The 13,254-nt window shown below is 41.7% G+C and carries 10 protein-coding genes and 1 tRNA gene; 7 read left to right on the top strand and 4 right to left on the bottom strand.

The window, feature by feature from the left end; genetic code table 11:
* Nucleotides 1–17: 17 nt before the first annotated feature.
* The 3 genes from R8N23_RS16180 to R8N23_RS16170 all read right to left on the bottom strand — a co-directional run bounded on the left by R8N23_RS16180 (nucleotide 18) and on the right by R8N23_RS16170 (nucleotide 2,461).
* Nucleotides 18–692, bottom strand: a complete 675-nt coding sequence (locus R8N23_RS16180; RefSeq protein WP_318172652.1) for an ATP-dependent Clp protease proteolytic subunit — start codon at nucleotides 690–692, stop codon at nucleotides 18–20.
* A 285-nt stretch (nucleotides 693–977) separates the two neighbouring features.
* Complete coding sequence (gene tig, locus R8N23_RS16175) at nucleotides 978–2,297, bottom strand: trigger factor (protein WP_318172651.1); 1,320 nt, start codon at nucleotides 2,295–2,297, stop codon at nucleotides 978–980.
* A gap of 82 nt (nucleotides 2,298–2,379) precedes the next feature.
* A tRNA-Leu gene (locus R8N23_RS16170) sits at nucleotides 2,380–2,461 on the bottom strand.
* Between the two features lie 155 nt (nucleotides 2,462–2,616).
* Here R8N23_RS16170 and R8N23_RS16165 point away from each other — a divergent pair.
* The 7 genes from R8N23_RS16165 (at nucleotide 2,617) to R8N23_RS16135 (ending at nucleotide 11,374) form a co-directional block, all read left to right on the top strand.
* Entirely contained in the window at nucleotides 2,617–4,848 is a 2,232-nt protein-coding gene (locus R8N23_RS16165) for a bifunctional (p)ppGpp synthetase/guanosine-3',5'-bis(diphosphate) 3'-pyrophosphohydrolase (RefSeq protein ID WP_318172650.1), read from the top strand.
* Between the two features lie 60 nt (nucleotides 4,849–4,908).
* A complete protein-coding gene (locus R8N23_RS16160) occupies nucleotides 4,909–5,379 on the top strand; it encodes a transcriptional repressor (protein ID WP_318172649.1) in 471 nt (156 codons plus the stop codon).
* 14 nt (nucleotides 5,380–5,393) lie between these two features.
* Complete coding sequence (locus R8N23_RS16155) at nucleotides 5,394–5,735, top strand: STAS domain-containing protein (protein WP_318172648.1); 342 nt, start codon at nucleotides 5,394–5,396, stop codon at nucleotides 5,733–5,735.
* 7 nt (nucleotides 5,736–5,742) lie between these two features.
* Complete coding sequence (locus R8N23_RS16150; protein ID WP_318172647.1) at nucleotides 5,743–7,011, top strand: adenylosuccinate synthase; 1,269 nt, start codon at nucleotides 5,743–5,745, stop codon at nucleotides 7,009–7,011.
* Nucleotides 7,012–7,250: 239 nt separating this feature from the next.
* Nucleotides 7,251–9,443: a glycoside hydrolase family 3 C-terminal domain-containing protein gene (locus tag R8N23_RS16145; RefSeq protein ID WP_318172646.1), complete on the top strand. Its 2,193-nt coding sequence runs from the start codon at nucleotides 7,251–7,253 to the stop codon at nucleotides 9,441–9,443.
* Nucleotides 9,440–10,918, top strand: a complete 1,479-nt coding sequence (locus tag R8N23_RS16140; RefSeq protein ID WP_318172645.1) for a glycoside hydrolase family 30 protein — start codon at nucleotides 9,440–9,442, stop codon at nucleotides 10,916–10,918. The genes R8N23_RS16145 and R8N23_RS16140 overlap by 4 nt, the downstream gene beginning before the upstream one ends.
* Entirely contained in the window at nucleotides 10,919–11,374 is a 456-nt protein-coding gene (locus R8N23_RS16135) for a hypothetical protein (protein ID WP_318172644.1), read from the top strand.
* Between the two features lie 236 nt (nucleotides 11,375–11,610).
* On the opposite strand, the gene R8N23_RS16130 is transcribed toward R8N23_RS16135, so the two are convergent.
* On the bottom strand, nucleotides 11,611–13,200 hold the full coding sequence (locus tag R8N23_RS16130; RefSeq protein WP_318172643.1) for a sodium:solute symporter: 1,590 nt from the start codon (nucleotides 13,198–13,200) through the stop codon (nucleotides 11,611–11,613).
* Nucleotides 13,201–13,254 lie beyond the last annotated feature (54 nt).

Raw genomic sequence — 13,254 nt, 5'->3', positions numbered from 1 at the left:
TTTCCCAAAGATAACGATTAATCGTCAGCTTTTCGTTCCAATACTTCGTCGATCAGACCATATTTCTTGGCCTCAGAAGCTTTCATCCAATAGTCACGATCTGAGTCTTTTTCGATTTGATCGTAGGTCTTGCCACTGTGCTTCGCCAGGATGTCATATAGATCTTTCTTTACAGAAAGCGTCTGCTTCAATGAAATTTCCATGTCAGAAGCCTGTCCTTGCATACCTGCCATTGGCTGGTGAATCATAATTCTTGAGTGCGGCAATGCGGCTCTTTTTCCAGCGGCACCACCTGCTAGTAATACGGCTCCCATAGAAGCTGCCAATCCAGTACAGATCGTATTTACATCTGGATTCACATAGTTCATCGTGTCGTAGATACCTAGTCCAGCATACACAGATCCGCCTGGGCTATTTACATAGAGTAAGATGTCTTTCTTCGCATCAACAGACTCTAAAAACAACAACTGGGCAGTGATGATGTTGGCAATGTTGTCATCTACACCCATGCCTAGGAAGATGATTCTATCCATGATCAATCTTGAAAATACGTCAATCTCACGGAAGTTCGTTGGACGCTCTTCGATCACCGCACGTGTCATATTTTCGATATGACCGGTGTATTGATCAAACGTGTTTCCATTTATGTTTTGGCCTTTTACGGCGAAATCTCTGAATTCTTTTTTATCCATTACTAATAGGTGTTATATACAAGTACAAAAAAACTAAAAAAGTCCATAATACAAAGGGCTTTGCATAAAGACGGAGCACGAAGGTAAAAGTTTATGTGTTTTATGCACTACCTTCTCTTATATTTCAAACACTGCTTTGGTTTCGTGTCTTCACGAACCATAGTTTCTCATGATATGGCTTGTGAAGACACAAGCCAGGACTTTTTAAACTTCTTAAAAAAAGAAAAACCTGCCTACCACCTTAAAAGATGACTAGACAGGTTTTTATAAAACAAGGTATTATTCTTAAGCTTTTTCTCTGTATTCGTCGGCTGTTACTTCTTTAGCCTTGATCGAGATATTTTCTTTGATATAAGCCATCACTTTGTCATTGAAAACTTTTTCGTTCAATTTCATGTAGTTCTGACCTTCTTCGCCTTTTAAGTAGTTGTCAGCAAATGAATCGATGTTTTGTTCCATCGCTTCAGACATGCCCATAGAGCCAAACTGAACTCTGATCATGTTCTTCGCTTCTTCTACTACTTCCTCATGCTCTACTTTGATCTCATTGTCTTTTGAGATTTTGTTTTTGATCAATGACCATTTTAGGTCATTCGCATACAGTGGATAGTCTTGATCAATTTGCTCTTTGGTCAAATTGTTTTTGTTAGAAAGCTCCAACCACTTTTTCAAGAAAGTATCAGGTAATTCGATCTTCGTTTTCTCGATGAATTTATCTCTGATTTTTAATTCAGTGTATCCTTCAGTTTCTTTTACATAGTTTTCACTAATCGAAACTTTGATTTTCTCTCTGAATTCTTCTTCAGACTTCACAGCATCTTTGCCAAAAGTCTTGTCGAACATGTCTTGGTTTATTTCTGCTGGTGCTGTTCTGTTTACCTTTTTTACTTCGAATTTGATCTTACCAGTCAAACCTTGGTTGGTAGCTAAGAATGCATTTCTTTGATCTTCGTTTTTGATTGCTTTCGCAGGGTCAAACTCGATCACATCGCCAGCTTTCTTGCCGACCATGTCTTTCTGAACTTTCTTGTCTACGTGATCGAAATCCAGTAGCGTTCCAGCAGCGTTTTCGTCGTCTCCTTCAATTACGATTTCTCCATATAGAGAATCGCCACTTTCAGATACATCAGGGTTGGTAGTTTCACCGAATTGTTTTTGAAGGTTAGTTACCGTCTCATCGATCAATTTGTCTTCGATCTTGATAGAGAAAGTATCTACTTTTAATTTGCTGTCTACCTTCAAATCAAATTCAGGTGCGATACCAATTTCATATTCAAAGTCGAAGTCCTTACCATTTTCCCAATCCATTTCAGCAGCTTTCTCAGCGTTTGGAAGTGGATCTCCTAAGATTTGGAGGTCATTCTCTTTGATGTAATCCATCACTTTGTGAGAAACCATTTGGTTGATTTCCTCTACTAGGATAGACTTGCCGTACATTTTGGTGATCAGACTTTGAGGAACTTTCCCAGGACGGAATCCTTTGATCTGAGCCTTCTTGCTGTACTCCTTTAGTTTTTCTTCAACTTTGGGTTGATAATCAGCCTCCTTTAAATTAATTTTAATAAGAGCCTCTGTTTTCGAAATTTGATCTAATTGAATGTCCAAAATCGTGATCTTTTATGGTATGAATTCAAAAAATTAAAAACCCTCTAGCCTGAGCAATTACAGGAAAGAGGGTGATTATTTGTGCGGATGGAGGGACTCGAACCCCCATGCCTCGCGGCGCTAGATCCTAAGTCTAGTGCGTCTACCAATTTCGCCACATCCGCATGTGTGAAATTTTTGGAAGTGCAAAGCTAGGAAGATAATTCAATTAGGCAATAGGTGATTGGAAATATTTTTTGTTTTTTTCTATCTCGAAAATGAGAGGGTTTGAGCGTAACTTTGCTAGGAGATTAGTATACCATAAAACAGTGGTTGATATATGGAAACAACAATGGTAATTGACGAAGAAGAAGAGAAGAAAGAGATTATTCGTCGCTATCGAAAATTACTTCGACATGCCAAGCCATTTCTAAAGGATAATGATGCCAAAGAAATAAAGAAGGCATTCTATATCTCGGTGGAAGCGCATAAGGATATGCGTAGAAAATCTGGAGAACCGTATATCTATCACCCTCTGGAAGTGGCAGATATTTGTGTCAACGAGATCGGACTAGGTACCACCTCAATCATATCAGCCTTACTGCATGATGTAGTAGAAGACACAGATTGGGAGTTGGAGGATATCAGACGCGAGTTTGGTCCAAAGATCATGCGAATTATAGATGGTCTGACCAAGATCTCAGGGGTGCCTGGACAGAGCGTTTCAGAGCAAGCCGAGAATTTCCGAAAGATGCTACTCACTTTGTCCAGCGATACACGGGTGATCCTCATCAAGCTGGCAGATCGATTGCACAACATGCGGACGCTAGAAAGTATGCCCCGCCACAAGCAACTCAAAATTGCATCCGAGACTTTCTATTTATATGCGCCGTTGGCTCATCGATTAGGACTCTATGCCATCAAGACTGAGCTCGAAGACTTGTCTATGAAGTATCGTGAGGCCGACGATTACAACGGCATTGCTGAAAAAATAGAAGAGTCCAAAGATGATCGAAATAAATTCATCAGGAATTTTATTAGACCCATACAGAAGTCAATTAATGATCAAGGATATGCTGTAGAAGTAAAAGGACGAACCAAGTCGATCTATTCTATAGCGCAGAAGATGAAAAAGCAAGACATCCCTTTTGAGGAGGTCTTCGACCTATTCGCAATTCGGATTATTATCGATACAGATTTAGAAAAAGAAAAAGCGGCTTGTTGGCACGTATACTCGATAGTAACCGATTTTTATCAGCCGAACCCAGACCGACTGAGAGATTGGGTTAGTATTCCGAAAGCCAATGGCTATGAGTCGCTCCACACCACTGTGATGACTAAAAAAGGCCAATGGGTGGAAGTTCAAATCCGTACCCGCCGAATGGACGACATTGCCGAAAAGGGCTATGCAGCTCATTGGAAGTACAAAGATGGTTCTGCCAAGGAAAACGAATCGGCTTTGGATATGTGGATCAATCGTGTGCGTGAGTCCCTCGAGCAAAATGACATCTCTGCGATTGAATTTGTGGATGACTTCCGATCAAATCTCTTTTTAGAAGAAGTCTACGCTTTTACCCCCATGGGTAAGTTGATTACGCTGCCTAATGGTTCGACTGCATTAGATTTTGCATTTGATGTCCATTCAGAGGTTGGTGCGAATTGTATAGGTGCCAAGATCAACCATAAGCTAGTACCGATCAACACCAAACTCAAAAATGGGGATCAAGTTGAAATTCTGACTTCATCCAAACAAAAACCGAAGGAGGATTGGTTGAGGTTTGTCGTGAGTTCGAAGGCTAAGTCAGGCATCAAGGATTTTCTAAAAGAAGAGAAGAAAAAGGCCGCTTTCGAAGGTAAAGAAATTGTAATCAGGAAGCTCAAGCAGATTAAGCTGACCTTGAACAATGACACCATCAATCGATTGGTTGCCTATTTTGGCTCGAAGAGTCCATTGGATTTTTTCTTTGCTGTGGGTTCAGGAAAAATTGATTCGAAGGACATCAAGAAAATTAGTGAGATCAAGAAGGAATCTCCTAAAAAGCACAAGCGCATGCTGGATGGGCCTGAGGAAGTCAAAAAGACGATCAAACAGGTGCATAATACCGGTACGGCAGATATGCTGCTCATCGGAGAGGATATGGATGTGGTGGACTACAAATTTGCCAATTGTTGTAAACCTATCCCTGGCGATGACGTTTTTGGTTTTGTAACGGTAAGTGAAGGAATCAAGATACATAGAACATCTTGTCCGAATGCGACTGAGCTCATGTCTAACTATGGTTATCGAATCATCAAAGCCAAGTGGACCTCTCAGCAGCAAATCGCATTCCTGGCCGGAATAAAAGTGATTGGTACGGATAGAATAGGGATGGTCAATGATATTACTTCTATCATTTCTACCGATTTGAAAGTGAATATGCGTTCGCTGACCATTGACACAGATCACGGCATATTTGAGGGAAATATTTCTGTGTATGTAGATGATACCAGCCACCTCAATACCATGCTGGATAAGCTGAAAAAAGTGGAAGGCATAGAAAGTGTGAGTCGCTTTGATTTATATGACAAATAATATCTTTAATAGGCTATATTTGCCCGCGGAAAAACAACCGTGCTTTAGAAAGTTCGAATATTGAGCGAAATAAAACATCATATCGACCCTAAGACCAAGATTTACGAAGAGGTGAAAAATATTTTTACCGAGTTCCTTGAATCTAAGGCCTTACGTAAAACACCAGAACGCTATGCGATTCTGGAAGAGATTTATAGCAAATCCGGGCATTTTGATGTGGAGACTTTGTACATCAGTATGAAGAACAAAAACTATCGAGTAAGCCGTGCGACAGTGTACAATTCTTTGGACTTGTTGGTGGAATGTAATTTGGTGACTAGACATCAGTTTGGTCAAAACCTGGCGCAATACGAGAAGTCTTATGGTTTCAGGCAGCACGATCACATTTTGATGGCGGATAGCGGAAAGGTATTAGAGTTTTGCGATCCACGAATTCAAAATATCAAACAAACGCTAGAGGATATGTTTGATATAGACATTACCCATCATTCGTTGTATTTCTTTGCTAAAGAAAAATCTGACAAAAAGTAAATAATACTCACCCTATGAATTATAAAATAAATCACGAAGGTGACTTGGTGTTCATTAATTTCGAAGGCGACCTCATTGGAGAGGAGAATGGCCCGGAAATCATTGAAGCCGTAAATGACTCGTTAAGCAACAACATCATCAAATGCGCGGTTGATATCTCAGATGTGAGATACATCAACAGTAGCGGCATTGGTGTTTTGATCACAATCCTGACCAAGTTTAGAAATAAAGGCGGTGAAGTGGTGATTGTGAACCCATCCGAACATGTAAAGAAACTATTGGCTATCACTAAGCTCAATGCCATATTCACCATCGTGGATAGTATAGTCGAAGCGAAAGAAGAACTAAATAAATAATTACCACATGTCTGTAGATGTATTGCTTGGACTTCAATGGGGAGATGAAGGAAAAGGTAAAATTGTAGATTATCTCACTCCAAAATATAATGTAATTGCGCGATTCCAGGGTGGACCTAATGCAGGTCACACATTGAAATTTGGCGACACCAAACATGTATTGCACCAGATTCCATCTGGTATTTTCCATAAAGGCGCTGAAAATGTAATTGGTAATGGCGTGGTGCTGGATCCAGCGATTTTCAAGAAAGAAATTTTGGCACTAGAAAAATTTGAAAATTACGACAAAAACAGTCTGTTGATCTCAAAGAAGGTGCAGTTGATTTTACCAACACACAGAATTCTCGATGGTGCGTATGAAAATGCCAAGGGTGACAAGAAAATTGGATCGACGCTAAAAGGCATCGGCCCGACTTACGAAGATAAAATTTCAAGGGTAGGCTTGAGAGCGGGAGATATCATGAGTCCAGATTTCGATGCGAAATACAAAGCATTGAAGCAGCGTCACTTAGATATCCTATCTAGATACGATTTCCAATTTGAGTTGGAAGAATTAGAAACTGCCTTCTTGGAAGGAGTAGAGTTCTTGAAGACTTTCCAATTGATCGATAGTGAATACCATTTGAACAAGAAATTGGCTGATGGCCAATCTATCTTGGCCGAAGGGGCGCAAGGTTCATTATTGGATATCGATTTTGGTAGCTATCCATTTGTAACTAGCTCCAATACAACTACGGCAGCTGCTTGTACCGGACTAGGCGTAGCAGTGAATAAGATCGGAGATATTTTCGGTGTATTCAAAGCATACTGTACCAGAGTGGGTAGCGGACCATTCCCTACCGAACTTCACGACGAAACAGGTGAATTGCTAAGAAAGAATGGCGGAGAATTTGGTGCGACTACTGGTCGTCCAAGAAGATGTGGATGGTTGGATTTACCAGCATTGAAATATGCGATCATGGTGAATGGTGCTACACGTCTATACATGATGAAAGCTGATGTATTGTCTGGGTTTGAAACTATTCAGGTATGTACGTCATATAAGGATGCAGAAGGCAACTTGACTGATCAATTACCTTATGACTTGAATGATGGAACCGTTACTCCGGTTTACGAATCATTCGAAGGATGGTCTGAGGATTTGACTGAGGTATCTTCTTATGATGACCTTCCTGCTTCATTGAAAGCTTATGTAGAGTTTATCGAAAACCATGTGGGGTTGCCGATTGACATCGTATCTGTAGGGCCAGATAGAAAGCAGACTTTATTGAAATAAGTAGAACACTTGTTCTTAAAAATACAAACCAGATGAGGAAGCTTATCTGGTTTTTTGTTGCAGCATTTAAAGAGGACTTCGAGTAACCTCTTTAATATTTTTATTAATAATGCTCATTTAGAGCGAATTCGAAGTCATTGTAAAATCCACCCACCCCTTTTGAAATATTGCTAGTGCCTCATAGGTGGCAATTACACCTAATTTAGATTATTGAAATTTTAATAATCTAAATAGAATCAATGAAGCGAGTAATAATTGCATCTCTGCTAGCCCTAGTGTTTGGTAGTGCCCAAGGGCAATACACTGATCAACAGATCGAATCTAAGATAGACAGCATCCTTCCTTTACTTACACTCAAAGAGAAAGTAGCGATGTGTCATGCACAAAGCAAGTTTAGTTCACCGGGTGTACCTCGATTAGGGATACCAGAAGTCTGGATGTCGGATGGACCGCACGGTGTACGTGCCGAAATCAGCTGGGACAGCTGGGCGTATGCCGGTTGGACCAACGATTCTATAACGGCATTTCCAGCGCTGACCTGTTTGGCAGCAACCTTCAATGATTCTTTGTCTTATGCCTATGGCATGGCAGTAGGTGAGGAGGCTCGTTATAGAGAAAAAGATATTCTATTAGGCCCAGGTGTCAATATCTATCGTACACCTATGAACGGTAGAAATTTCGAGTACATGGGAGAAGACCCCTATTTGGCGTCCAGATTGGTGGTACCCTATATTCAAGGCGTGCAGAAGAATGGTGTCGCGGCATGTGTCAAGCACTATGCGCTCAACAATCAGGAATTGTGGAGAGATCATATCAATGTAGAAGTGAGTGATCGAGCGCTTTACGAAATCTATTTACCTGCTTTCAAGGCTGCTGTAGAAGAAGGCGAGGCTTGGTCAATTATGGGCGCTTACAATCAGTTCCGAGGTCAACACTGCTGCCACAACGAGATTTTGCTCAATCAAATTCTGAAGAAAGACTGGGGCTTCGATGGTGTGGTAGTGACCGATTGGGGAGGAGCTCATGACACCAAAGAATCGGCGCTCTATGGTCTGGATATTGAAATGGGCACCGGTACTAACGGGTTGACCTATTCGAAAGTAAATGCCTATGAAAACTATTACCTCGCAGGACCCTTTTTGGAGATAATCGAAAACAAAGAAGTAGAAGAGTCTGTAGTAGATGATAAAGTCCGAAGAATATTAAGACTCATCTATAGAACCAGCCTAAATCCTAATCGTCCCTTGGGTAGTGTAAATACGACTGCTCATCATGAAGTAGCCAGAAAAGTAGCTCAAGAGGGTATTGTGTTATTGAAAAACAAAGAGGATATTTTTCCAATCAAAGATGAAGCTAATTTCACGATTGCGGTCATTGGAGAAAACGCCACACGCATGATGACCCGTGGGGGTGGATCTTCTGAATTGAAACCGCAGTTTGAGGTTTCACCATTAGAGGGTATTCAAGCCAGATACAAAAACGCAAAGATCATGTATGCCATGGGCTATGCCTCAGGAGCACCAGCCTATGCTCGGGTCAATCCTTCTCCCTATGACGCAGATTCCTTGAAAGCTATTGCCATAAAAGTGGCACAAGAAGCTGATGTGGTATTGTTTGTAGGCGGACTGAATAAAAACCATCACCAAGATTGTGAAGGTGGCGATAGAAAGATCTACAATCTGCCTTTCGGTCAGGAAGAGCTTATTGATGAGTTGTACGCCGTGAATAAAAACTTAGGTGTAGTGATGGTCAGTGGCAATGCTGTAGCCATGCCATGGTTGCCAAAAGCCAAAGGTTTGATTCAGGCTTGGTACTTAGGATCGATGACTGGACAGGCACTAGCCGATGTGGTATCTGGTGATGTAAATCCATCTGGCAAATTGCCTTTTTCATTTCCTAAAAAACTGGAGGACAATGGCGCTCACGCCTTTGGTGAGATTTCCTATCCAGGGGATAGCATCATGCAAGAATATAAAGAGGATATCCTAGTGGGCTATCGTTGGCACGAAACGAAGAAAATAGCGCCTCAGTTCGCCTTTGGTTATGGATTGAGTTATACAGATTTCACTATTTCGAATATCCAAGCGGATCAATCGGTGTATGCGGCCAACGAGAGTATTACCGTTTCATACGATGTCAAAAACGACGGACCACTCACTGGTGCTGAAGTGGTGCAAGTGTATGTGGGTAAGGTCAAATCAAAAGTGCCAAGAGCATTAAAAGAACTAAAAGGTTATCAAAAACTGAATATCGCGGCAGACGTAAGCCAATCGGGATCGGTAGCTATCAATGTAGCAGACCTCGCCTATTATGATGAATCAAAAGCAGAGTGGGTTGTAGAGCCAGGCGATTACTACCTGTATGTTGGCAATGCATCCAACGACATTTCTAAAAAGATCAAAATTTCAATTAGTAAAAAATCACGATCATGAATCGGAAAATATTAAGTATAGTACTGACCTTAGCCGCATTTGCTTGTCAGCCCAAGCAAGAAGTTCAAACCATGGAAGCTTCAGTAGCGCCTGCTAAATTTTCCGTAGCAGACAAAGAAGTGATCATTGTCACAACGGCTCAGGATTCCGACTTGAGACTCACGGAGACAGCTAAAGCTTCGTTTGCAAAGGCAGAACAACCTAAAGAAACTGAATGGTCGATTTTCGTAAACCCAGACAAAACCTTTCAGAAAATGCTAGGGATAGGTGGGGCGATTACTGATGCCTCGGCTGAGACTTTCGCCAAACTCTCACCAGAAAAACAGGAAGAACTGCTGGAAGCCTATTACAACGAAGAGTCGGGCATAGGTTATTCGCTTTCGAGAACGAATATTCACAGCTGTGATTTTAGTAGTGGCAGCTATACGTATGTTGAAGAAGGAGACAAAGAGCTGAAAACTTTTGATATCAAACACGATCGTGAATTCAAGATCCCAATGATCAAAAGAGCTATAGAGGCAGCTGGAGGAGAGCTGATGCTGTATGCGACGCCATGGAGCCCACCGGCTTTTATGAAAGGGAAAGAGCACATGCTTCAAGGAGGAAAACTGCTTCCAGAATATCGTGATGCTTGGGCCACTTATTATACCAAGTTTATTAAGGCTTACGAAGCGGAAGGCATGCCGATCTGGGGTATATCTATTCAAAACGAACCGATGGCTACACAGACTTGGGAGTCTTGTATTTATTCAGCCGAAGACGAGAGAGATTTCTTAAGAGATCACTTGGGTCCAATCATGGAAAAAGAAGGTTTGGGTGACAAAAATATTGTGGTGTGGGATCATAACCGTGATTTAATTGTCAACAGAGCCAATACGATTTTCGGTGATCCAGAAGCAGCCAAATATGCTTGGGGCATTGGATTTCATTGGTACGAAACCTGGACAGGAGCTGATCCAAACTTCGGAAATCTAAGAATGGTCAACGAAAATTTCCCAACTAAGAACTTATTATTCACAGAAGGCTGCAATGAACGATTTGACGCTGCCAAATATCAATATTGGCCTAATGCCGAAAGATATGGCCGCTCGATGATCAATGATTTCAACCAAGGCACGGTAGGGTGGACCGATTGGAATATCCTCTTGGATGAAACGGGAGGACCTAACCATGTGGGTAATTTTTGTTTTGCACCGATACATGCGGATACTGGAACGGGCGAACTGATATACACGCCTACTTACTACTATATTGGTCACTTTTCGAAGTACATCAAACCTGAAGCTTCGCGAGTGAGTACAGCCAGTAGCAGAAGTCAGCTCTTGAGTACGTCTTTTTTGAACGAAGATGGTAGTTTAGCAACTGTGGTGATGAATCCTCTAGACGAGGCTATTACTTATAAAATGTATATCGGAATGGACGCAGTCGAAATCACGATTCCGGCTCGCGCCATGCAAACCTTAATCACGAAATAAATGAGATGTTTTGTTTTTGTACTTTTCATTGCTCTGGGTGCTTGCACACCAGAGCAGAAAAGTGTTTCTAATGAAAGAAGTCCTATTGAGGGCACTTGGCAATTGTTATCTGCTGAAAATATTACCGGCGAGGATACGGTATTCACAGATTATACCATTGGCATGAAAGGGATCAAGATGATCAACCAAAATTACTTCGCCTTTTTCCAACACGATCTGACTAAAGGCACGGACAGTTTGAATATCAAGTATGGTTCGGGTAGTGGTTCTTATAGCTACATGGACGGGCACTATATTGAAAATTTGGAATACTGTACGGCCAGGCAATGGGAAGGCAATACCTTCGAATTTGAATTGACCATCAAAGGAGATACGTTGATTCAAGAAGGCAAAGAAAAAATTGAGGCGCTAGGTGTAGATCGAATCATTAGAGAGACTTATGTCAAACTTGATTAAAGCATACTATTCACACTAATGGGCATGTACGGGGGACTGTTGCATGCCCAAAGTGTAAATTCCGACGTCGTTTGATACGGCAGTAGGACTCTCATCAAATTGAAATTGTCGCGTCGTAAAAGTTTGATTAGCTAAGCCTCCCCGGAACCCCTCGTCATTGCGAACGTAGAGGTATGCGCCAGCGGAACTCGTAGTGTGGCAATCCCCTTCGGACTTCTACTGTCAATTATAAAACCCTAACTAAAATAAATCCATATAGAAGCCAAAATGCAAACCAGAATTCCTGAAAGAATCAAATCCTGTCGTGTATCAACCATGGACATTTTGTGAAAGGTTACCCCTTCGATCTGAGCATAGTCGGGGCTATTGGTCAGTAGACTAACCAAGATCAATACCGCCACACAAATCACAAACAAGAAGATGGCGAAGTGTAGAAAGTTGATGTCGCAAAAGTAGAAAAAAGCGCCTTGCAAGTCGGTCTTGTTTACTTCACCCACTAGCCGTGCAATTCCTAATACAAACCCTGTGATCATAGAAGCCATGGCTCCTTTGGAGTTGAGACGTTTGAAGAAGATACCTAGCAAGAATACTGCCGCAATCGGAGGTGAAATGTAAGCCTGCACACTCTGCAAGTATTTGAACAGTTGATCTGATATATTATCGATAAACTGCACCCAAAGTAGTCCAAAAAACACAAGACCTACTGTCGCAATTCTGCCTACTAACACCAAGTGCTTTTCTGTAGATTCTGGTTTGATTTTTTTGTAAATATCCAGTGTAAATATGGTAGAACAAGAATTGAATACAGAAGACAGTGAACTCATCAGTGCGGCAAGCAATCCTGCGATCACTAGTCCTTTCAAACCTACCGGCAAGAGTACTTTGATCAGCATAGGCAAAGCGTCATCTGGGGTATTGAGAAGTAGTTCTCCTTTTTGGCTCAAAGCCAAAGCAATGACCCCAGGGATAACGAAGATAAGAAGTGGCAACATCTTGAGGTATCCACCAAATATGCTGCCTTTTCTTGCTTGTTGAATGTTTTTGGCGGCAAGGACTCGCTGTACGATATATTGATCAGTACACCAATACCACACGCCCAAAATAGGGGCACCAAAGATGATTCCTGTCCATGGAAAATCTGGATTGGAAATTGGTTTCCATAAGCTAAAGTAGCTGGCGTCTAGTCCTGCTGTAAATGCCGTCCAGCCACCCAAATGGTAAAGTCCAACAAATGTCACAACTAAGGAGCCTGCAATCAAGACAAACATCTGTATCATGTCAGTATAGATCACGGCCTTCAAACCTCCAATTGTAGTATAAACACCAGTGATTACTACTATAGCAACAGCACCAGTCCAGAAGTCCATGCCCATGGCTTGGAAAATAATACCACCGGCTGCAATGGTTACAGATATTTTAGTCAGGATATATGCTACGATCGAAATGACAGAGAGATAGGCTCTTGTGTTTTTTGAATACCGTTTCTCCAGAAACTCTGGCATAGTGAATACGCCACTACGAATGTAGAAGGGTACAAATACCCATCCTAAAAGTAAAAGCACAACGCCTGCGAGTAATTCGAATTGAGCCACAGCCACGCCGCTACTGGCAGCGGTTCCAGCCAGTCCGATCAAATGCTCAGAGCCAATATTGGAAGCGAAAAGGGAAGCACCGATCACAAACCAGCCCATGTCTTTTCCGCCAAGGAAATAACCTTTGGAGTCATCGCCATTTTTACTCTTTTTGGCTACTCGGATGGCAATCCAGAAGATGCCAACAAAGTAGACACTAATGACAGCTATATCTAATAGTTCTAAGTCGAGCATTTGGGTTATCGGGTATAAAAAATAGATGCCGCCCCTCTCGAGGCGACACCGTGA

Origin of the sequence: Reichenbachiella sp., assembly GCF_033344935.1 — a bacterium.
Taxonomy (GTDB): domain Bacteria; phylum Bacteroidota; class Bacteroidia; order Cytophagales; family Cyclobacteriaceae; genus Reichenbachiella.
This window is presented reverse-complemented; position numbering and strand designations above follow the sequence as displayed.